Source organism: Streptomyces sp. NPDC002324 (assembly GCF_053593335.1).
In genome coordinates this window covers 67,313-88,345 of record NZ_JBSFCF010000011.1, presented here as the reverse complement: position 1 = coordinate 88,345, position 21,033 = coordinate 67,313, and the positions used below count along the sequence as shown (strand labels likewise).

The following is a 21,033-nucleotide window of genomic DNA, read 5'->3' as shown; positions in this document are numbered from 1 at the left end:
CTGGTTTGGGGAGATGGCACCAGTGCTGGCAGACTGGTACGTCGGCTCCGGTTCACGCCCCCGCATCCCGCAGCGGCGACCCGGCGCCCTCCCGAACCTAGGAGACACCTTGAAGCGCGACATCCACCCCGAGTACGTCGAGACGCAGGTCAGCTGCACCTGTGGCGCGTCGTTCACCACCCGCAGCACGATCGAGAGCGGCACCATCCGTGCCGAGGTCTGCTCCGAGTGCCACCCGTTCTACACGGGCAAGCAGAAGATCCTCGACACCGGTGGCCGCGTGGCCCGCTTCGAGGCCCGCTTCGGCAAGGCCGCCGCTGCCAAGAAGTAGCGAGCCCCCAGCGCCGGTCCGCGGTGCCCCTACGGGGGCATCGGGACCGGCGCTTTGCGGTGCAGCGCACAGGCGCGGCCCAGGGGCGACGCCCACGGGAGCGGCCCACTCACAACGTTCGTACAGGGAGCCGGAGAGATGTTCGAGGCGGTCGAGGAACTGGTCGGGGAACACGCCGATCTGGAGAAGAAGCTCGCCGACCCGTCGGTCCACGCCGACCAGGCCAACGCGCGCAAGCTGAACAAGCGCTACGCGGAGCTGACCCCGATCGTCGGCACGTACCGCACCTGGAAGCAGACCGGCGACGACATCGACACGGCCCGCGAATTCGCCGCGGACGACCCGGACTTCGCCGCCGAGGTCAAGGAGCTGGAGAAGCAGCGCGAGGAACTGACGGAGAAGCTGCGGCTGCTCCTCGTCCCCCGCGACCCCAGCGACGACAAGGACGTCATCCTGGAGATCAAGGCCGGCGCGGGCGGCGACGAGTCCGCCCTCTTCGCCGGTGACCTCCTGCGCATGTACCTCCGGTACGCCGAGCGCGTCGGCTGGAAGACCGAGATCATCGACGCCACCGAGTCCGAGCTGGGCGGCTACAAGGACGTCCAGGTCGCGGTGAAGACCAAGGGCGGCCAGGGTGCCACCGAGCCCGGCCAGGGCGTCTGGGCCCGGCTGAAGTACGAGGGCGGGGTGCACCGCGTGCAGCGCGTGCCGTCGACCGAGTCCCAGGGCCGTATCCACACCTCCGCGGCCGGCGTGCTCGTCACCCCCGAGGCCGAGGAGGTCGACGTCGAGATCCACGCGAACGACCTGCGGATCGACGTCTACCGCTCCTCCGGGCCCGGCGGGCAGTCCGTCAACACCACCGACTCCGCCGTGCGCATCACGCACCTTCCCACCGGAGTCGTCGCCTCCTGCCAGAACGAGAAGAGCCAGCTGCAGAACAAGGAGCAGGCGATGCGTATCCTGCGCTCCAGGCTGCTCGCCGCGGCTCAGGAGGAGGCGGAGAAGAACGCCGCCGACGCCCGCCGCAGCCAGGTCCGCACCGTCGACCGCTCCGAGAAGATCCGCACGTACAACTTCCCGGAGAACCGCATCTCGGACCACCGGGTCGGATTCAAGTCCTACAACCTGGACCAGGTCCTGGACGGTGAACTCGACGCGGTGATCCAGGCCTGCGTCGACGCGGACTCGGCCGCGAAGCTGGCAGCGGCGTAAGGCACGTACGAGCACGAAGAAGTACGACGGAGGACTTGCGTGAACCTGCTGCTCGGGGAAGTGGCCCAGGCCACCCAGCGCCTGGCCGACGCCGGCGTGCCCTCGCCGCGCAACGACGCGGAGGAACTCGCCGCGTTCGTGCACGGCGTCAAGCGGGGCGAGCTGCACACCGTCAAGAACTCCGACTTCGACGCCCGCTACTGGGAGGTCGTCGCCCGGCGCGAGCAGCGTGAGCCGCTCCAGCACATCACCGGACGCGCGTACTTCCGCTACCTCGAACTTCAGGTCGGGCCAGGGGTGTTCGTGCCCCGGCCGGAGACCGAGTCGGTGGTCGGCTGGGCCATAGACGCCGTGCGCGCGATGGACGTCGTCGAGCCGCTCATCGTCGATCTGTGCACCGGGTCCGGCGCCATCGCGCTCGCCCTCGCCCAGGAGGTGCCGCGCTCGCGGGTGCACGCCGTGGAGCTGTCCGAGGACGCCCTGACGTGGACCCGCAAGAACATGGCGGGCTCCCGCGTCGACCTGCGCCAGGGCAACGCCCTGGACGCCTTCCGCGACCTCGACGGCCAGGTCGACCTGGTCGTCTCCAACCCGCCGTACATCCCGCTCACGGAGTGGGAGTACGTGGCGCCCGAGGCCCGGGACTACGATCCCGAACTCGCCCTGTTCTCGGGGGAGGACGGCCTGGACCTCATCCGCGGTATCGAGCGCACCGCACACCGGCTCCTGCGTCCCGGAGGTGTCGTCGTCATCGAGCACGCCGACACCCAGGGCGGCCAGGTGCCCTGGATCTTCACCGAGGAGCGGGGCTGGGCCGACGCGGCCGACCACCCGGACCTCAACAACCGGCCGCGGTTCGCGACCGCCCGCAAGGCGCTGCCCTGATGAGCACGAGCATGGGCACGCGCCCGCGCACGACGAAATCCCCCCAGCAGCAGTACGTGTACGAGGAGGCCCGCTAGATGGCACGGCGATACGACACCAATGACGCGACCGACCGCGCCACCGGTCTGCGCGAGGCCGCGTCCGCCATCCGCCGGGGCGAACTCGTCGTGCTGCCGACGGACACCGTGTACGGCATCGGCGCGGACGCCTTCACCTCCGAGGCCGTGGCCGACCTCCTGGAGGCCAAGGGCCGGGGCCGCAGCATGCCCACGCCCGTGCTCATCGGCTCCCCGAACACGCTGCACGGCCTCGTCACGGACTTCTCCGAGATGGCCTGGGAACTCGTCGACGCCTTCTGGCCGGGCGCGCTGACCCTCGTCGCCAAGCACCAGCCGTCGCTGCAGTGGGACCTCGGCGACACCCGCGGCACCGTCGCCGTGCGCATGCCGCTGCACCCGGTCGCCATCGAACTGCTGACCGAGGTCGGCCCGATGGCGGTCTCCTCGGCCAACCTGACCGGGCACCCGGCGCCGGAGAACTGCGACGCCGCCGAGGCGATGCTGGGCGACTCCGTCTCCGTCTACCTCGACGGCGGCCCGACCCCCGGCAACGAGCCGTCCTCCATCGTCGACGTCACGGGCAAGGTGCCGGTCCTGCTGCGTGCGGGCGCCCTGTCGGCGGAGGAGCTGCGCAAGGTCGTACCCGACCTCGAGGTGGCGAATTGACGGCCCCTGACGCGGGGCGTGGCATATGGGACGGGGAAGAGACGCGGACCTTCACGGGGCTGCCGCGGGACACCTTCCGCATCCTCCACGTCAGCACAGGCAACGTGTGCCGCTCGCCGATCACCGAGCGGCTGACCCGGCATGCCCTGGCCGACCGGCTCGGGGACCCGCTGTGGGGTGGTCTGGTCGTCGAGAGCGCCGGGACCTGGGGGCACGAGGGGGCGCCGATGGAGGCGAACGCGGAGGCCGTCCTCGCGGACTTCGGCGCGGACGCCTCCGGGTTCACGGGGCGTGAGCTGCTCGACGAACACGTCATCCGCGCCGACCTCGTGCTGACGGCCACCCGGGACCACCGGGCCCAGGTCATCTCCATGGGGCACTCCGCGGGGCTGCGCACCTTCACGCTGAAGGAGTTCACCCGCCTGGTCCGCGCCATCGACCCCACCACCCTGCCCTCCCTGGAGGAGGGCATGGTCGTCCGCGCACGCGCCCTGGTCCGCGCCGCCGCCGCTCTACGCGGGTGGCTCCTCGCCCCCACCGCCGAGGCCGACGAGGTCTACGACCCCTACGGGGCGCCCCTGCCGTTCTTCCGCTCGGTGGGCGACGAGATAAACCAGGCCCTCGATCCTGTGGTCACCGCTCTCACCGGGGTGCCCGCGCGGGCTTGATCCCGGGCGTGGGGTGGGTCGGCGGACGGAGTCCGGCGCAGCGTCTCGAAGCCGGGAGGCCCGCCAGGGCCGAGCGTCGCGAGAGACGCGTCGGGGACGGGTTCCGGTGGTCACCGCTCTCACCGGGGTGCCCGTCCGGGCGTAACAGCACCGGCAACACCGGGCGCCCGGAGCACGGCGGGCCTACATTGGTCGTACGTCACCGTCGACGCCCCGGAGCCCATCATGTCGGTCACCCCTGTCCTAGAGGCCGATGTCCTGCGACGGCAGGACCCCGAGCTGGCCGACATCCTGCTCGGTGAGCTGGATCGGCAGTCGACGACACTGCAGCTCGTCGCCGCGGAGAACTTCACCTCGCCCGCCGTGCTGGCCGCCCTGGGCTCGCCGCTCGCGAACAAGTACGCGGAGGGTTATCCGGGGGCCCGGCACCACGGCGGCTGCGAGATGGTGGACGTCGCCGAGCGGCTGGCCGTGGAGCGGGCGAGGTCGCTGTTCGGGGCCGAGCACGCCAACGTCCAGTCCCACTCGGGCTCTTCGGCCGTGCTCGCCGCGTACGCCGCCCTGCTGCGCCCCGGCGACACCGTGCTCGCGATGGGCCTGCACTTCGGCGGCCACCTCACCCACGGGTCCCCCGCGAACTTCTCCGGCCGCTGGTTCGACTTCGTCGGATACGGGGTCGAGGCGGAATCCGGACTCATCGACCGCGAACAGGTGCGGACCCTGGCCCGCACGCACCGCCCCAAGGCCATCGTCTGCGGGTCGATCTCCTACCCCCGGCACATCGACTACGCCTTCTTCCGCGAGGTCGCCGACGAGGTGGGCGCCTATCTCATCGCCGACGCGGCCCACCCCATCGGGCTGGTCGCCGGGGGAGCGGCGCCCAACCCGGTGCCGTACGCCGACATCGTGTGCGCCACCACGCACAAGGTGCTGCGCGGGCCGCGAGGCGGAATGCTGCTGTGCGGGGACGAACTGGCCGAACGCGTGGACCGGGCGGTGTTCCCGTTCACGCAGGGCGGCGCGCAGATGCACACCATCGCCGCGAAGGCCGTCGCGTTCGGCGAGGCCGCGACACCCGCGTTCACCGCGTACGCCCATCAGGTGGTCGCGAACGCCCGCGTCCTGGCCCGGGGGCTGGCCGAGGAGGGGCTCGTGGTCGTCACCGGCGGCACCGACACCCACCTGCTCACCGTCGATCCCGCGCCACTCGGCGTCGACGGCCGTACCGCCCGGGGCCGGCTCGCCGCCGCCGGGATGGTCCTCGACTGCTGCGCCCTGCCCCACGGCGACGCCCGTGGCCTGCGGCTCGGTACGGCCGCGCTGACCACCCAGGGCATGGGCGAGACGGAGATGGCCCGGCTCGCCGTGCTGTTCGCGGGGGCCCTGCGGGAAGGCGGGGACGGCAAGCGGACACGTGAGGAAGTGCGGGAGCTGGCCGGAAGATTTCCGCCGTATCCGCGCTGAGGTGGGGTAGACGGACCACCAGGCACAGCATCACGTGCAACCATCGTCGCTACCCGGATGTCCTCACCCTTATGCGCGCCTCGCTAGGGTGTGGGGCTGTGATGGCCAGCGAGACCTGTGGGGAAGCCCGTGCGTGAATACCTCCTGACGCTCTGCATCACGGCCGCGGTGACGTACCTGCTGACAGGGCCGGTACGGAAGTTCGCGATCGTGGCCGGAGCCATGCCGGAGATCCGTGCGCGCGATGTCCACCGAGAACCGACACCGCGCCTCGGCGGCATCGCGATGTTCTTCGGGCTCTGCGCCGGTCTGCTGGTCGCCGACCATCTGACCAACCTCAGCGAGGTCTTCGCCAAGTCCGACGAACCGCGCGCACTGCTCTCCGGGGCCGCGCTGATCTGGCTCATCGGCGTCCTGGACGACAAGTTCGAGATCGACGCCCTGATCAAGCTCGGTGGCCAGATGATCGCCGCCGGCGTGATGGTCATGCAGGGTCTGACGATCCTCTGGCTGCCCGTCCCCGGTGTCGGCATCGTCGCGCTGACCCAGTGGCAGGGCACGCTGCTCACGGTCGCCCTGGTCGTCATCACCATCAACGCGGTCAACTTCGTCGACGGCCTCGACGGCCTCGCGGCCGGCATGGTCTGCATCGCCTCCGCCGCGTTCTTCATGTACGCCTACCGCCTCTGGTACAGCTACGGCATCGAGGCGGCGGCCCCCGCCACCCTCTTCGCGGCGGTCCTGATGGGCATGTGCCTGGGCTTCCTGCCGCACAACATGCATCCCGCCCGGATCTTCATGGGCGACTCCGGCTCGATGATGATCGGCCTGGTGCTGGCGGCCGGCGCGATCTCGGTCACCGGGCAGGTGGACCCGGACGTGATGAACCTGTACGGCTCGGAGCGCAGCACGGTCTACGCGATGGTGCCGGTCTACATCCCGCTGCTGATGCCGCTGACCATCATCGCGATCCCGGCGGCCGACCTGATCCTCGCGATCGTGCGCCGCACCTGGCGCGGCCAGTCGCCGTTCGCCGCGGACCGGGGACATCTGCACCACCGGCTGCTGGAGGTCGGGCACTCGCACAGCCGGGCCGTGCTCATCATGTACTTCTGGTCGGCGGTCATCGCCTTCGGCGCCCTCGCCTACACCGTGAACGCGGCGTCGATGTGGATCGTCCTCGCCATCGCCATGCTCAGCGGGGTCGGTCTCTTCCTCCTGCTGCTGCCGCGCTTCACCCCGCGTGCCCCGCGCTGGGCGCAGCGCTTCGTCCCGCCGCGCTACCGCCGCCGCGCGGTCGTGCCGGCGACCCCGGAGCCGGTCGCGGACTGGACCCCGTCCCTCAACGGAGCGACGGCGATCGGCGGCCGCGCCCACGACCACGACCACGAAGCGGAACGCAGCCCGGCGGGTGCGCCCCGCTGAGGCGCGGCCCGCTGTCGCGCGCGCCGACGCGGTGCGCCGAGGATCTTCGGGAAGCGGCCGGGGGCCGTGTGCGTACGTCGCACACGGCCCCCGGCCGTCCGTCGTGCGGGCGCCGGGGCCGGGCGTCGTGCTGACGGCAAGGTAAGAATCTGACTAACGCTTTGCCGACGCCATGCATGAACCTGACGGTGCAAAACGGCCTTATACCAGACAAGTCGGCCTGGATTTTGCACAGACGGGCAGGTTCACTCTCATGTGTGACACCTGGCACAGCATTCAGGTAAAGACCTCATCAAATAGTTTGTGATACGGTTCACGAGAACCCGGGACAGAGTCGAAGGACCGCAGTGAGACGGTCCGCCGGCGCGAGATTTGCGCTCGCCCCCGGGGTCTACGCTCGTCCATGACGACACCCTGCCCCCTCAGCAAGCGGAGTTGCCGCCATGCCGTCCAATGACGTCCGGACCCTCCTTCAGGCTGCCGTACCCACGGCCGCCGCCGGCGCGATCGCCGCTGTCATCAGCGCTGTGGTCGTCGGAGGCAAGGGGGCTCTCGGTGCCGTCGTCGCGGCGGTGATCACGATCGTCTTCATGGGGATCGGGTTCTACGTTCTGCAGCGCACCGCCAAATCGCTTCCTCATCTGTTCCAGATGATGGGCTTGATGCTCTACGCGGCACAGATTCTGCTGTTGTTCATCTTCCTGTCCGCGTTCAAGAACACCACGCTGTTCCATCCCAAGGCTTTCGCGTTCACGCTCGTCGCCACCACGCTCGTGTGGATCGCGGCACAGACGCGCGCGCATATGAAGGCCAAGATCCTCTATGTCGAACCCGATGCGTCCACGGGCAACAAGCCCGAAAAATCGGGGCACTCGTCGTGAGGAGTAGGGCCGGGATAAGGGCGTGTACGAACTCCTGCTATCGTCCGGTGCCAACTGCGGCATCGCGGGCGCGGGCATCTGAGCTGACGCCTGCTCAATCGCGAGGCTTGATGCCCCCCAGCCGCCCCCACATCCGTAACACCAGTCCAGTGCCGACCCGCGGCTGTGCGCCGCGCCGACACAACGAGGTTGCCGTACCCATGCGTCACGCCGAAGGAGCCCGTGGTGAGTGCTGACCAGACCCAGCTCGCCTTTGACTGGAGCTGTCGGATCATGTCCGACAACGGCTGTGGCTTCCCGGCTCCGGGCCTGCACTCGTTCCTCTTCAAGCCGATCGCCACGGTCGGGGGGTTCGAGTTCAACAAGGTGATGCTGCTCGCGCTCATCACCACCCTCCTGGTGATCACCTTCTTCACGCTCGCCTTCGGCAAGGCGAAGGTGGTGCCGGGCAAGCTGCAGATGATCGGTGAGGCGGGCTACGACTTCGTACGCCGCGGCATCGTGTACGAGACGCTGGGCCGGCGCGAGGGCGAGAAGTACGTCCCGCTCATGGTCTCGCTGTTCTTCTTCATCTGGGTCATGAACATCTGGTCAGTGATTCCGCTGGCCCAGTTCCCGGTGTCGTCGATCATCGCCTATCCGATGGTCCTGGCGGCCATCGTGTACGTGGTCTGGGTCTCGCTGACCTTCAAGAGGCACGGCTTCGTCGGCTTCTTCAAGAACGTCACCGGCTACGACAAGTCGCTCGGCCCGGTGCTGCCCCTCGTGATGGTCATCGAGTTCTTCTCGAACCTGTTGGTCCGCCCGTTCACCCACGCGGTGCGACTGTTCGCCAACATGTTTGCCGGCCACCTGATGCTCGTCATGTTCACCGTTGCCTCCTGGTACCTGCTGAACAGCTGGATGATCCCGGCGGCCGGTGTCTCCTTCGTCATGACCATCGTCATGATCCTCTTCGAGCTCTTCGTGCAGGCCGTCCAGGCGTACGTCTTCGTGCTCCTCGCCTGCTCGTACATCCAGGGCGCGCTCGCCGAGCACCACTGAGCCCCGCGCGCCACCAGCCCCCAGAACGTCCGGTGGCCAACCCCCGCCGGTCCATGAAAGAGAAGGAAGAATCAGCATGGCTGCCATGGAGACCCTCGCCGCCCTTGAAGGCAACATCGGTTCCGTCGGCTACGGCCTCGCCGCCATCGGCCCCGGCGTCGGCGTCGGCATCATCTTCGGCAACGGCACCCAGGCCCTGGCCCGTCAGCCCGAGGCTGCCGGTCTGATCCGTGCCAACCAGATCCTCGGCTTCGCCTTCTGTGAGGCGCTCGCCCTCATCGGCATCGTCATGCCGTTCGTCTACAACTGACGAGCCCTGACGAGCAAACCTTTCAACGAAAGGCACTGATGTGATCGCCAACCTGGTACAGCTGGCGGCCGAGGAAGAGCAGAACCCGCTCATCCCGCCCGGCCCCGAGCTGCTCGTGGGCGCCATCGCCTTCGCCATCGTGTTCTTCTTCTTCTGGAAGAAGCTTCTCCCGAACATCAACAAGGTTCTGGACGAGCGTCGCGCGGCGATCGAAGGCGGTATCGAAGAGGCCGACGCCATGAAGGTCGAAGCCCAGAGCGTGCTCGAGCAGTACAAGGCTCAGCTCGCCGAAGCCCGGCACGAGGCCGCGCGTCTGCGCCAGGAGGCGCAGGAGCAGGGCGCCACGCTCATCGCCGAGATGCGGGCCGAGGGCCAGCGGCAGCGCGAGGAGATCATCGCCGCCGGTCACTCGCAGCTGGAGGCCGACCGCAAGGCCGCCTCTTCGGCGCTGCGTCAGGACGTGGGCAAGCTCGCCACCGACCTGGCCGGCAAGCTCGTCGGCGAGTCCCTGGAGGACCACGCCCGGCAGAGCCGCGTCATCGACCGTTTCCTCGATGATCTCGAGGAGAAGGCCGAGGCCGCGCGATGAACGGAGCGAGCCGCGAGGCCCTGGCAGCCGCACGTGAGCGTCTCGACGCGCTGACGGACTCCACGTCCGTCGACGCGGCGCGGCTCGCCGACGAGCTGGCCGCCGTCACCGCTCTGCTCCACCGCGAGGTGTCCCTGCGTCGGGTCCTCACCGACCCGGCGCAGTCCGGCGAGGCCAAGGCCGAACTGGTCGGCCGTATCCTCGGCGGCCAGGTCGGCGCGACCACCGCCGACCTGGTGTCAGGACTGGTGCGTTCCCGCTGGTCGCAGCCCCGTGACCTGGTGGACGCGCTGGAGCAGCTCGCCGACGTCGCCGACCTCACGGCCGCGCAGCAGTCGGGCACGCTCGACGACGTCGAGGACGAGCTGTTCCGGTTCGGCCGGATCGTCGCCTCGAACACCGGGCTGCGGTCCGCGCTGACAGACCGTGCCGCGGGCGCCTCGGCCAAGAGCGAGCTGCTGCGCAGCCTGCTCGGCGGCCGCGCCAAGGCCACCACCGAGCGTCTGGTGACGCGCCTCGTGGCCGCGCCGCGTGGACGTAGCCTGGAAGCGGGACTCGACTCCCTGTCCAAGCTCGCCGCCGAGCGCCGGGACCGCATGGTCGCCACCGTCACCTCGGCGGTTCCGCTGAGCGACCCGCAGAAGCGACGCCTCGGCGCCGCCCTCGCGAAGCTCTACGGCCGTGCCATGCACCTCAACCTGGACGTGGACCCCGAGGTCCTCGGCGGGATCAGGGTCCAGGTCGGCGACGAGATCATCAACGGCTCGATCGCGGACCGACTCGAGGACGCCGGCCGCCGCCTGGCGAGCTAGCACCAAACTTCATAGCAGTACGTACGTATGTCTGCGGCCCGGTTGGGCCGTGCAGAGGATTCACCTCTTTCAGGGGGGAGTCCGGGAGTTTAGGCACCCCCCAAAGTGAAACTTCGGGCCCAACAAGGAGAGCAGGGAACCCAGATGGCGGAGCTCACGATCCGGCCGGAGGAGATCCGGGACGCGCTGGAGAACTTCGTCCAGTCGTACAAGCCGGACGCGGCCTCGCGCGAGGAGGTCGGTACGGTCACCCTTGCCGGCGACGGCATCGCGAAGGTCGAGGGTCTTCCCTCGGCCATGGCCAACGAACTGCTGAAGTTCGAGGACGGCACCCTCGGCCTCGCGCTCAACCTGGAAGAGCGCGAGATCGGCGCCATCGTCCTCGGTGAGTTCAGCGGCATCGAGGAGGGTCAGCCGGTCACCCGTACCGGCGAGGTCCTGTCGGTCGCCGTGGGCGAGGGCTACCTCGGCCGCGTCGTCGACCCGCTCGGCAACCCGATCGACGGCCTCGGTGAGATCGAGACGTCCGGCCGCCGTGCCCTGGAGCTGCAGGCTCCCGGTGTCATGGCCCGTAAGTCGGTGCACGAGCCGATGGAGACCGGCTACAAGGCCGTCGACGCCATGACCCCGGTCGGCCGCGGCCAGCGTCAGCTGATCATCGGTGACCGCCAGACCGGCAAGACCGCCCTGGCCGTCGACACGATCATCAACCAGCGCGACAACTGGCGCTCCGGTGACGTGAACAAGCAGGTCCGCTGCGTCTACGTCGCCATCGGCCAGAAGGGCTCGACCATCGCCTCCGTGCGTGGCGCCCTCGAAGAGGCCGGCGCGCTGGAGTACACGACCATCGTCGCCGCCCCGGCGTCCGACCCGGCCGGCTTCAAGTACCTGGCGCCGTACACCGGTTCGGCCATCGGTCAGCAGTGGATGTACGAGGGCAAGCACGTCCTCATCATCTTCGACGACCTCTCGAAGCAGGCCGACGCCTACCGCGCCGTGTCGCTGCTGCTGCGCCGCCCGCCGGGCCGTGAGGCCTACCCGGGTGACGTCTTCTACCTGCACTCCCGTCTGCTGGAGCGCTGCGCGAAGCTCTCCGACGACCTCGGTGCCGGCTCGATGACGGGTCTGCCGATCGTCGAGACGAAGGCCAACGACGTCTCGGCGTTCATCCCGACCAACGTCATCTCCATCACCGACGGCCAGTGCTTCCTGGAGTCGGACCTCTTCAACGCCGGTCAGCGCCCCGCGCTGAACGTCGGTATCTCCGTCTCCCGAGTCGGTGGTTCCGCGCAGCACAAGGCGATGAAGCAGGTCTCCGGCCGTCTGCGCCTCGACCTTGCCCAGTACCGTGAGCTGGAGGCGTTCGCCGCCTTCGGTTCCGACCTGGACGCCGCGTCGAAGTCGCAGCTGGAGCGCGGTCAGCGTCTGGTCGAGCTGCTCAAGCAGCCGCAGTACCAGCCGATGCCGACCGAGGACCAGGTCGTCTCCGTGTGGGCCGGTACCACCGGCAAGATGGACGACGTTCCGGTCGCCGACGTGCGCCGCTTCGAGAAGGAGCTGCTGGAGTACCTGCACCGCAAGGAGCAGGGCCTCATGACCTCCATCAAGGAGGGCGGCAAGATGTCGGACGACACCCTCACCGCTGTCGCCGACGCGATCGCCGAGTTCAAGAAGCAGTTCGAGACCTCGGACGGCAAGCTGCTCGGCGAGGACGCCCCGGCCGTCAACGTCTCCAAGTGACGTAAGGAAGGGACCTGACTCATGGGAGCCCAGCTCCGGGTCTACAAGCGTCGCATCCGATCCGTCACCGCGACCAAGAAGATCACCAAGGCGATGGAGATGATCGCCGCCTCGCGTGTCGTCAAGGCGCAGCGCAAGGTGGCGGCCTCCGCGCCGTACGCGGCCGAGCTCACCCGCGCGGTCACGGCGGTCGGTACCGGTTCGAACACCAAGCACCCGCTGACCACGGAGGCGGAGACGGCGACCCGTTCCGCGGTGCTGCTCCTCACGAGCGACCGCGGACTGGCCGGCGCCTTCAACTCCAACGCCATCAAGGTCGCCGAGCAGTTGACGGCGCGCCTCCAGGCGGAGGGCAAGGAGGTCGACACGTACATCGTCGGCCGCCGCGGTCTGGCCCACTACAACTTCCGCGAGCGCAAGGTCGTGGAGTCGTGGTCGGGCTTCACCGACGAGCCCACCTACGCGGACGCGAAGAAGGTCGCGGGTCCGCTGATCGAGGCCATCGAGAAGGACACGGCCGACGGCGGCGTGGACGAACTCCACATCGTCTTCACCGAGTTCGTCTCGATGATGACGCAGTCGGCGCTCGACGCCCGGCTGCTGCCGCTCAGCCTCGACGAGGTGGCCGAGGAGTCGGCGACGAAGGGCGAGATCCTTCCGCTGTACGACTTCGAGCCGTCGGCGGAGGACGTCCTCGACGCCCTGCTGCCGCGCTACGTCGAGAGCCGTATCTACAACGCGATGCTTCAGTCGGCCGCTTCCAAGCACGCCGCCACCCGCCGCGCGATGAAGTCGGCCACCGACAACGCGGGCGAGCTGATCAACACGCTCTCCCGCCTTGCCAACGCGGCCCGCCAGGCCGAAATCACCCAGGAAATCAGCGAGATCGTCGGTGGCTCCGCAGCCCTCGCCGACGCGAACGCGGGGAGTGACAGGTAATGACGACGACAGTTGAGACGGCCGCTGCCACGGGCCGCGTCGCCCGGGTCATCGGCCCGGTCGTCGACGTGGAATTCCCCGTCGACGCCATGCCGGAGATCTACAACGCCCTTCACGTCGAGGTGGCCGACCCGGCCCAGGACGGCGCGAAGAAGACGCTGACCCTGGAGGTCGCCCAGCACCTGGGTGACGGCCTGGTCCGCACCATCTCCATGCAGCCCACCGACGGTCTGGTCCGCCAGGCCCCGGTCACCGACACCGGCGCCTCCATCACGGTCCCGGTCGGCGACTTCACCAAGGGCAAGGTGTTCAACACCCTCGGTGAGGTGCTGAACGTCGACGAGCAGTACACGGGCGAGCGCTGGGGCATCCACCGCAAGGCCCCGAACTTCGACGAGCTCGAGTCGAAGACCGAGATGTTCGAGACCGGCGTCAAGGTCATCGACCTTCTCACCCCGTACGTCAAGGGTGGAAAGATCGGCCTGTTCGGCGGTGCCGGCGTCGGCAAGACGGTGCTCATCCAGGAGATGATCTACCGCGTCGCCAACAACCACGACGGTGTCTCCGTGTTCGCCGGTGTCGGTGAGCGCACGCGTGAGGGCAACGACCTCATCGAGGAGATGGCGGAGTCGGGCGTCATCGACAAGACCGCCCTGGTCTTCGGTCAGATGGACGAGCCCCCGGGCACCCGTCTGCGCGTGGCCCTCGCCGGTCTGACCATGGCGGAGTACTTCCGCGATGTGCAGAAGCAGGACGTGCTGTTCTTCATCGACAACATCTTCCGCTTCACCCAGGCCGGTTCCGAGGTCTCGACCCTGCTCGGCCGTATGCCCTCCGCGGTGGGCTACCAGCCGAACCTGGCCGACGAGATGGGTCTCCTCCAGGAGCGCATCACCTCGACCCGTGGTCACTCGATCACCTCGATGCAGGCGATCTACGTCCCCGCGGACGACCTGACCGACCCGGCCCCGGCCACCACCTTCGCCCACCTCGACGCGACGACGGTTCTCTCCCGTCCGATCTCCGAGAAGGGCATCTACCCGGCCGTGGACCCGCTGGACTCCACGTCCCGCATCCTGGACCCCCGCTACATCGCGGCGGACCACTACAACACCGCGATGCGCGTCAAGACGGTCCTGCAGAAGTACAAGGACCTCCAGGACATCATCGCGATCCTCGGTATCGACGAGCTCGGCGAGGAGGACAAGCTCACCGTCCACCGTGCCCGTCGTGTGGAGCGCTTCCTCTCCCAGAACACCCACGTCGCCAAGCAGTTCACCGGCGTCGACGGGTCGGACGTCCCGCTGGACGAGTCGATCGTGGCCTTCAACGCGATCATCGACGGCGAGTACGACCACTTCCCGGAGCAGGCGTTCTTCCTCTGCGGTGGTATCGAGGACCTGAAGAAGAACGCGAAGGAGCTCGGCGTCTCCTGACGCCCGGCGACTCGTGAGCAGTGGGGGGCGAGGCCACACCTCATGGGGTGCGTCCCGCCCCCTCTGCTGTATTGCCCGGGGGGCAACCCCCGGATCCCCGGCCGAAAGGCCCGGGGTGGGCCCCGGCGATCCGACTCCCGGAGCCCTACTAGACTTGTACCCAACACCCGGCGGGACCGCCGGGTGGTGACCCGAGGAGCCACCTTGGCTGCTGAGCTGCACGTCGCGCTGGTCGCGGCCGACCGAGAGGTCTGGTCGGGCCAGGCCACCCTGGTCGTCGCCCGTACCACGTCCGGCGACATCGGCGTCATGCCCGGTCACCAGCCGCTGCTCGGTGTGCTGGAGTCGGGCCCGGTGACCATCCGTACGAGTGAGGGCGGCACCGTCGTCGTCGCCGTGCACGGCGGTTTCATCTCGTTTGCGGACAACAAGCTGTCCCTGCTGGCCGAGGTCGCCGAGCTGGCCGACGAGATCGACGTCCAGAGCGCGGAGCGGGAGCTGGAGCGCGCGAAGGCGGCGGGCGACGCCGCCGCCGAGCGCCGCGCGGATGTACGACTGCGTACGGCGGCGGCGCGCTGAGCCCGCACGTCGTGTGATGCTGTACCTCAGCCGCGGCTGGGTCTGGATGTCTTCATCCTGATCCGGCCGCGGCTGAGGCAAATGTGGGTGTTTTTTACGTTCCATTACCTAGCAGTGGCATTACCTAGGAGACGAGGAGGTCGGTGTCGATGGTCCTCGCTCTGACTGTGTGCGGGTCGGTGATCGGGCTCGTGGTGGTGGGGCTCTTCGTCTTCGGACTGCGCCGGCGCCTCATCCAGCGCTCCGGCGGCACCTTCGACTGCAGCCTGCGGTGGAACGCACCCGAGAAACCCGGGGACGACAAGAACGGCAAGGGCTGGGGCTACGGAGTCGCCCGCTACAACGGCGACCGCATCGAGTGGTACCGCGTCTTCTCGTACTCCGTCCGCCCCCGCCGAGTCCTGGAGCGTTCGGCGATCGAGGTGGCCGGGCGCCGCACCCCCGAGGGCGAGGAGGAACTGGCGCTCCTCTCCGACGCGGTGATCCTCGCGTGTCTGCACCGCGGGACCCGGCTGGAACTGGCGATGAGCGACGACGCGCTGACCGGTTTCCTCGCGTGGCTGGAGGCAGCCCCGCCCGGACAGCGAGTGAACGTGGCGTAGCCACATTCACTCGCTGGGTGGGGGTCCCCCCGGACGAAGTCTGGGGGAGCGTCAATGTGACGTGATCTTTCAGTCGGTCACTTCAGGCCGTTGCTGATCGCGCTCACCAGCTCCCCGTTGCCCGTGTCGCCGCTGAACTCCCAGAAGAAGGCGCCGCCCAGGCCCTGGTTCTTGGCCCAGGTCATCTTGGAGCCGATCGTGGCCGGGGTGTCGTAGGACCACCACTGGTTGCCGCAGTGCGCGTACGCCGTGCCGCCGACGGTTCCGTTGGCCGGGCAGGAGTTCTTCAGGACCTTGTAGTCCTCGATGCCGGCCTCGTACGTGCCGGGTGCCGCGCCGGTCGCCGTGCCGCCGGGGGCGGACTGGGTGACACCGGTCCAGCCGCGCCCGTAGAAGCCGATGCCGAGCAGCAGCTTCGAGCCGGGGACGCCCTTCGACTTCAGCTTGGCGATCGCGTCGGCGGAGTTGAAGCCCGCCGCCGGGATGCCGGGGTACGAGGTCAGCGGCGAGTGCGGGGCGGTCGGACCATCCGCGTCGAAGGCGCCGAAGTAGTCGTAGGTCATCACGTTGTACCAGTTCAGATGGGTCGCGGCGCCGCCGTAGTCGGCCGCGTCGATCTTGCCGCCGGAGGAGCCGTCGGCGGTGATCGCGGCGGTGACCAGGTAGTTCGAGCCGAACTCGGTGCGCAGGGCCGACATCAGGTTCTTGAAGGCCGCGGGTCCGCTGGTGTCGCAGGTCAGCCCGCAGGCGTTCGGGTACTCCCAGTCGATGTCGATGCCGTCGAAGACGTCGGCCCAGCGCGGGTCCTCCACGACGGCCTTGCAGGACTTGGCGAAGGCGGCCGGGTTCTGCGCGGCCTGGCCGAAGCCGCCGGAGTAGGTCCAGCCGCCGAACGAGTACAGCACCTTGATGTGCGGGTACTTGGCCTTGAGCTGGCGGAGCTGGTTGAAGTTGCCCCGCAGCGGCTGGTCCCAGGTGTCGGCGGTGCCGCTGACGGACTGGTCGGCGGTGTAGGCCTTGTCGTAGGCGGCGAAGGTGTCGTCGACGGTGCACTGGCCGTTCTTGACGTTGCCGAACGCGTAGTTGATGTGGGTGATCTTGGACGCGGAGCCCGAGGTCACCAGGTTCTTGACGTGGTAGTTCCGGCCGTAGACGCCCCACTCGGTGAAGTAGCCGAGATTGATCTTCGAGCCGGGGTTCGGGTTCGTGCCGCCGGTGGTCCGCACGGCCGCCGCACCGCTCAGGGGGCCGGTCTGGTCGGCGGTGTCGCGTGCCTGGACGGTGTACGAGTAGTCGGTGCCGGCACTCAGGCCGGTGTCCGTGTAGGTGGTGCCGGTGACGGTGGCGACCTTCGTGCCGCCCCGCAGGACGTCGTAGTTCTTGATGCCCTTGTCATCGGTGGCGGCGCTCCAGCTCAGCTTCACCGAGGTGTTGGTGACGTCCGAGGTGGTCGGGGTGCCGGGGGCGGAGGGGGCCGTGTCACCGGGGACGGACGGGCCGCCGTCGCAACTCCCGCCGTTGAGCTTGCAGTTGGCCGGGGAGCCTGAGCCGCTCCCGTTGAAACCGAAGGAGACGGAGGCGCCCGGGGCGAGGGTGCCGTTCCAGGACTTGTTCTTGGCGGTCCAGTGGGTGCCGGAGGAGGTGACGTCCGCGTCCCAGGCGGAGGTGACGGAGGTGCCGGAGGGGAAGTCCCATGCGACGGTCCAGGAGCTGATCGTGGTCGTCCCGGTGTTCTTGACGGTCCACTTGCCTTCGAAGCCGGTGCCCCAGTCCTGGGGCTTGGCATAGGTGGCGGTCGCCTGTGTGGCCGCCTGCGCGGGGCCGGCGAGGCCGACCAGTCCGGCGAGGGGGAGGAGAAGGGTGGCGAGACCCGCTATGGCTCTGTGCCTGAAGCGCATGTGCGCCTCCTTGTGGGGTGTCTTGAGCATGAGCATGACGTGGCGCAGTGTGGCGAGAATAGAAAGGTCTGGACCATAGGTCAATGGGTCTGGACCAGTGCGCTCATGCGGGACACCCCGGTGAGATCAGACCCCCAACTCCTGCGCCAGCACCGCGGCCTGCACCCGGCTGCGCAGGTCGAGCTTCCCCAGCAGACGGCTGACGTGCGTCTTCGCCGTCGCCTCGGCCATGTCCAGCCGCCCGGCGATCTCCGCGTTCGACAGCCCTTCGCCCAGACAGGACAGGACCTCCCGCTCACGCCGGGTGAGCGAGTCCAGGACGGACGGATCGACGGCGGGCTCGCGTACGGGCTTGGCGGCGAACTCGGCGATCAGCCGCCGGGTGACGGCCGGGGCGAGCAGACCCTCGCCGCGCCCCACCGCCCGGACCGCCTCGATGAGGTCCCTCGCCTCCGTGTTCTTCAGCAGGAAGCCGGCGGCACCGGCCCGCAGCGCCCCGAAGACGTACTCGTCGAGGTCGAACGTGGTGAGCACCAGCACATCGGCCAGCCCCTCGGCGACCACCTGCCGGGTCGCTGACACCCCGTCCAGCCTCGGCATCTGCACGTCCATCAGCACCAGGTCGGGCCGCAGCTCCCGGGCGAGCGCCACCGCCCGCTCGCCGTCCACCGCCTCACCGACCACCTCGATGTCCGGCGCGCTGCGCAGGATGAGGACCAGTCCGGCCCGTACGGCGGACTGGTCCTCGGCGACGAGCACACGGATCACGCGGGTTCTCCTTCGACGACGGGGAGGGCGGCACGGACGCTCCAGACCTTGCCGTGGGCCATGCTCTCGGGGCCCGCCTCGAACGTGCCGCCCAGCAGGGCGACCCGCTCCCGCATACCGACCAGACCGGCGCCGGAACCGGGCGCGCTCGGGCGGTCGCGGTCGCCGTACGGGCTGGTCACGGCGATGTCGAGGGTGCCGTCCGCCTGGCGCAGCGCGACGGTGACCCGGCCGGGGCAGGCGTGCTTGAGGGCGTTGGTCAGCGATTCCTGGACGATGCGGTACGCCGCCAGTTCGACGGGGGCCGGGAGGGTGGCGTCGTGGTCGGCGTCGAGGGTGACGTCGAGGCCGTTGGTGCGGGCGCCGTCGACGAGGGAGCCGAGCCCGTCGAGCGTGGGCGCGGCGGACGGCTCGGTGTCGTCGCCGGCGTCCCGCAGGATGCCGATCAGTCTGCGCATCTCGGCCAGGCCCTCGACGCTGTTCTCACGGATGACCCCGAGGGCCTTCTGTGAGGTGTCCGGGTCGTCTATGGAGAGCGCGGCCGTGGAGTGGATCGCGATCGCCGAGAGGTGGTTGGCGACCAGGTCGTGCAACTCCCGTGCCATGCGCGCCCGTTCGGACACCACCGCCTGGGTGCGGTCCATCTCGGCCAGCAGGGCCGTCTGTTCGGCGCGAAGCCGGGCGGCCTCGGCGGCGTCGCGGTGGTTGCGGACGATCCAGCCGGTGGCGGCGGGGGTGAAGCCGACCAGCCCGACCACCACCCCGATGAGCAGTGCTTCCGGCCGACGCCACACGGCGACGGGGACGACCGTGGCGGCCACGGTCATCAGTCCGGCGATCCAGGGGACCCGGCGGGCCGTGGCGGGTGAGCCGTACAGCACGGCCGAGTACACCAGATCGGTGAACATCAGCACGGTGAGCAGACTGCCCCGGGTGATGGTGTCCACGGTCAGCGCGGCCCATCCGACCAGCAGGGCCGTGCGCGGCATGGTGCGGCGCAGCGTCTCGCAGCCGGCGGTCACGACGAGCGGCAGCAGGATCCACCACTGGCCGTGGAGCAGCACGATCCCCTCGTCGGCGGGGCGGGTGTAGAGGCCCAGCCCCCACAGCAGCAGGCCTCCGAGCAGTCCGGCGAGGGCCGCGTACAGGTCGAAGCGGTGCGGGCGGGGCGGTCGTACGGCCATGACTCCATCCAACACGTCACGGGTGCCCGGCGCCTGATCCCCGCGAACGGTCCTGGACTGCATCTTTCGATGTACCGCGACTTCGTCACCGCCGACGACGCGTCGGCGGCCACCCGCCGGGAGCCTGGAAGGGTGACCGAGAGGAGCGAGTCGTGATCGTCGCGTTGATCATCGCCTGTGAGGTCGGCTTCTGGGTGCTGCTGGCGCTGGCCCTGGCCGTCCGCTACCTGCTGAACAGGCGCCGGACCAGTGTCGTGCTGCTGCTCTGCGAGCCCGTCCTGGAACTGGTGCTCTTCGTCGTGACCGCGATCGACCTGAAGAACGGGGCCGAGCCGAGCTGGGAGCACGGGGTCGCGGCCCTCTACATCGGCTTCACCGTGGGGTACGGCCACTACATGATCCGCCGGCTGGACGCCTGGGCGGCGCACCGGCTGGGCGGTGGGCCCAAGCCGCCGCCACCGCCGAAGTACGGCCTGGCCCGCGCCCGGCACGAGGGGAAGCTGTGGACGCGGACGGTGGTGGCGGCCGGGGTGGCGCTGGCATTCCTCCAACTGGCCGTCCGGTACGTCGGCGACGACGGGAACGTCGATTCGCTGAGGTCGTTCCAGTGGGTCGCGCTCCGGGCCGCGGGCATCCACCTCCTGGTCGCCCTCACCTACACGATCTGGCCGAAGAAGGACCCGGGCGCCGCGGAGGGCGAGGACCGGGTCACCGTCGCGAAGGAGAGGGCCGGGCGATGAGCGGGACGGCGGTCGGGGCGTCGAGGAACGTCTGGGAAGGGGCCGGCACGTTCGTGATCGGCCTGGTGCTGTGGCTGTTCACGGACGGGGTGGAGGTGCCGGTCGTCACCCTGACCAAGGTAGGAGTGGTGATGATGTGCGTGGGTGGCGTCCTCGTCGCGACGGGCCTCTTCCAGCGGGCCCGCCGCGCGGAAGGGCCCTAGCACCCCGGTGCGGCGGCTACCGATCCCCGCCCGGCACCCACAGCACGTCCCCGACCTCCTTGTTCGCCGTCCTCGCGAGGATGAACAGGAGGTCGGAGAGGCGGTTGAGGTAGGTCGCGGTGAGGGGGTTCATGTCCTCGCCGTGGGCCTCCAGGGCCGCCCAGGTCGAGCGCTCGGCGCGCCGGACCACCGTGCAGGCCTGGTGCAGCAGGGCCGCTCCGGGGGTGCCGCCGGGCAGGATGAAGGAGCGGAGCTTCTCCAGCCGCTCGTTGAAGTGGTCGCAGTCCGCCTCCAGCTTGTCGACGTAGAACTGCTCGACGCGCAGCGGCGGGAACTCGGGGTTCTCGGCGACGGGCGTGGAGAGGTCGGCCCCCACGTCGAACAGGTCGTTCTGGACGCGGGTGAGGACCTTGACGATCTCCTCGTCCAGCCCGCCCAGCGCGATCGCCGTCCCGAGGGCCGCGTTGGCCTCGTTGGCGTCCGCGTACGCCGAGATCCGCGGATCGGTCTTGGGCACCCGGCTCATGTCGCCGAGGTTGGTGGTGCCCTTGTCGCCGGTCCTGGTGTAGATGCGCGTCAGATTGACCATGCGACC

Annotated in this window: 23 protein-coding genes; 19 read left to right on the top strand and 4 right to left on the bottom strand. The window is 69.2% G+C overall.

The window, feature by feature from the left end; all coding sequences use genetic code 11:
* Positions 1-109 precede the first annotated feature (109 nt).
* From rpmE to ACWCRJ_RS17080, 17 genes are all read left to right on the top strand, one after another.
* Positions 110-331 carry a 50S ribosomal protein L31 gene (gene rpmE, locus ACWCRJ_RS17160; RefSeq protein ID WP_028804216.1) on the top strand — a complete coding sequence of 74 codons (222 nt, stop codon included), beginning with the start codon at positions 110-112 and terminating at the stop codon, positions 329-331.
* Between the two features lie 138 nt (positions 332-469).
* A complete protein-coding gene (gene prfA, locus ACWCRJ_RS17155) occupies positions 470-1,546 on the top strand; it encodes a peptide chain release factor 1 (protein WP_381192642.1) in 1,077 nt (358 codons plus the stop codon).
* A 39-nt stretch (positions 1,547-1,585) separates the two neighbouring features.
* A complete protein-coding gene (gene prmC, locus ACWCRJ_RS17150; RefSeq protein ID WP_450940029.1) occupies positions 1,586-2,431 on the top strand; it encodes a peptide chain release factor N(5)-glutamine methyltransferase in 846 nt (281 codons plus the stop codon).
* Positions 2,432-2,508: 77 nt separating this feature from the next.
* On the top strand, positions 2,509-3,156 hold the full coding sequence (locus ACWCRJ_RS17145) for an L-threonylcarbamoyladenylate synthase (protein WP_046917283.1): 648 nt from the start codon (positions 2,509-2,511) through the stop codon (positions 3,154-3,156).
* Complete coding sequence (locus ACWCRJ_RS17140) at positions 3,153-3,824, top strand: arsenate reductase/protein-tyrosine-phosphatase family protein (RefSeq protein ID WP_046917282.1); 672 nt, start codon at positions 3,153-3,155, stop codon at positions 3,822-3,824. The genes ACWCRJ_RS17145 and ACWCRJ_RS17140 overlap by 4 nt, the downstream gene beginning before the upstream one ends.
* 225 nt (positions 3,825-4,049) lie before the next feature.
* Positions 4,050-5,288: a serine hydroxymethyltransferase gene (locus ACWCRJ_RS17135; RefSeq protein WP_450940028.1), complete on the top strand. Its 1,239-nt coding sequence runs from the start codon at positions 4,050-4,052 to the stop codon at positions 5,286-5,288.
* 129 nt (positions 5,289-5,417) lie between these two features.
* Positions 5,418-6,713 (top strand): MraY family glycosyltransferase, encoded by a 1,296-nt coding sequence (locus ACWCRJ_RS17130; protein ID WP_450940027.1) that lies wholly within the window; start codon positions 5,418-5,420, stop codon positions 6,711-6,713.
* Between the two features lie 443 nt (positions 6,714-7,156).
* Positions 7,157-7,594, top strand: coding sequence for a hypothetical protein (locus tag ACWCRJ_RS17125; RefSeq protein ID WP_005480260.1), 438 nt, complete (start codon positions 7,157-7,159; stop codon positions 7,592-7,594).
* Between the two features lie 273 nt (positions 7,595-7,867).
* Positions 7,868-8,638: a F0F1 ATP synthase subunit A gene (gene atpB / locus ACWCRJ_RS17120; RefSeq protein WP_013000661.1), complete on the top strand. Its 771-nt coding sequence runs from the start codon at positions 7,868-7,870 to the stop codon at positions 8,636-8,638.
* 76 nt (positions 8,639-8,714) lie between these two features.
* Positions 8,715-8,948, top strand: a complete 234-nt coding sequence (gene atpE / locus ACWCRJ_RS17115) for an ATP synthase F0 subunit C (RefSeq protein WP_013000660.1) — start codon at positions 8,715-8,717, stop codon at positions 8,946-8,948.
* Positions 8,949-8,988: 40 nt separating this feature from the next.
* Complete coding sequence (locus ACWCRJ_RS17110) at positions 8,989-9,537, top strand: F0F1 ATP synthase subunit B (protein ID WP_450940026.1); 549 nt, start codon at positions 8,989-8,991, stop codon at positions 9,535-9,537.
* Positions 9,534-10,349: a F0F1 ATP synthase subunit delta gene (locus ACWCRJ_RS17105; protein WP_450940025.1), complete on the top strand. Its 816-nt coding sequence runs from the start codon at positions 9,534-9,536 to the stop codon at positions 10,347-10,349. Before ACWCRJ_RS17110 ends, ACWCRJ_RS17105 begins: the two co-directional genes overlap by 4 nt.
* 144 nt (positions 10,350-10,493) lie before the next feature.
* Positions 10,494-12,089 (top strand): F0F1 ATP synthase subunit alpha, encoded by a 1,596-nt coding sequence (atpA, locus tag ACWCRJ_RS17100; RefSeq protein ID WP_319235907.1) that lies wholly within the window; start codon positions 10,494-10,496, stop codon positions 12,087-12,089.
* Positions 12,090-12,110: 21 nt separating this feature from the next.
* Entirely contained in the window at positions 12,111-13,028 is a 918-nt protein-coding gene (locus ACWCRJ_RS17095) for a F0F1 ATP synthase subunit gamma (RefSeq protein WP_450940024.1), read from the top strand.
* On the top strand, positions 13,028-14,464 hold the full coding sequence (gene atpD, locus ACWCRJ_RS17090) for a F0F1 ATP synthase subunit beta (RefSeq protein WP_450940023.1): 1,437 nt from the start codon (positions 13,028-13,030) through the stop codon (positions 14,462-14,464). Before ACWCRJ_RS17095 ends, atpD begins: the two co-directional genes overlap by 1 nt.
* Positions 14,465-14,668: 204 nt before the next feature.
* The gene (locus ACWCRJ_RS17085; protein WP_005480240.1) at positions 14,669-15,043 is read left to right on the top strand and encodes a F0F1 ATP synthase subunit epsilon; all 375 of its coding nucleotides are present in this window, start codon (positions 14,669-14,671) and stop codon (positions 15,041-15,043) included.
* A gap of 149 nt (positions 15,044-15,192) precedes the next feature.
* Positions 15,193-15,645, top strand: a complete 453-nt coding sequence (locus ACWCRJ_RS17080) for a DUF2550 domain-containing protein (RefSeq protein ID WP_450940022.1) — start codon at positions 15,193-15,195, stop codon at positions 15,643-15,645.
* Between the two features lie 77 nt (positions 15,646-15,722).
* Here the strand turns inward: ACWCRJ_RS17080 and ACWCRJ_RS17075 are convergent, their stop codons facing one another.
* From ACWCRJ_RS17075 to ACWCRJ_RS17065, 3 genes are all read right to left on the bottom strand, one after another.
* The gene (locus ACWCRJ_RS17075) at positions 15,723-17,543 is read right to left on the bottom strand and encodes a glycosyl hydrolase family 18 protein (RefSeq protein WP_450940021.1); all 1,821 of its coding nucleotides are present in this window, start codon (positions 17,541-17,543) and stop codon (positions 15,723-15,725) included.
* 126 nt (positions 17,544-17,669) lie between these two features.
* Positions 17,670-18,311, bottom strand: coding sequence for a response regulator (locus tag ACWCRJ_RS17070; RefSeq protein WP_450940020.1), 642 nt, complete (start codon positions 18,309-18,311; stop codon positions 17,670-17,672).
* Positions 18,308-19,495 carry a sensor histidine kinase gene (locus ACWCRJ_RS17065; protein ID WP_450940019.1) on the bottom strand — a complete coding sequence of 396 codons (1,188 nt, stop codon included), beginning with the start codon at positions 19,493-19,495 and terminating at the stop codon, positions 18,308-18,310. The genes ACWCRJ_RS17070 and ACWCRJ_RS17065 overlap by 4 nt, the downstream gene beginning before the upstream one ends.
* A 152-nt stretch (positions 19,496-19,647) precedes the next feature.
* Between ACWCRJ_RS17065 and ACWCRJ_RS17060 the strand changes: the two genes are divergently transcribed.
* Both ACWCRJ_RS17060 and ACWCRJ_RS17055 read left to right on the top strand, forming a co-directional pair.
* Positions 19,648-20,235 (top strand): hypothetical protein, encoded by a 588-nt coding sequence (locus ACWCRJ_RS17060; RefSeq protein WP_450940018.1) that lies wholly within the window; start codon positions 19,648-19,650, stop codon positions 20,233-20,235.
* Positions 20,232-20,438 carry a DUF5708 family protein gene (locus ACWCRJ_RS17055; protein ID WP_450940017.1) on the top strand — a complete coding sequence of 69 codons (207 nt, stop codon included), beginning with the start codon at positions 20,232-20,234 and terminating at the stop codon, positions 20,436-20,438. Before ACWCRJ_RS17060 ends, ACWCRJ_RS17055 begins: the two co-directional genes overlap by 4 nt.
* 16 nt (positions 20,439-20,454) lie before the next feature.
* Here the strand turns inward: ACWCRJ_RS17055 and ACWCRJ_RS17050 are convergent, their stop codons facing one another.
* Complete coding sequence (locus ACWCRJ_RS17050; protein ID WP_450940016.1) at positions 20,455-21,027, bottom strand: cob(I)yrinic acid a,c-diamide adenosyltransferase; 573 nt, start codon at positions 21,025-21,027, stop codon at positions 20,455-20,457.
* Between the last annotated feature and the right edge of the window lie 6 nt (positions 21,028-21,033).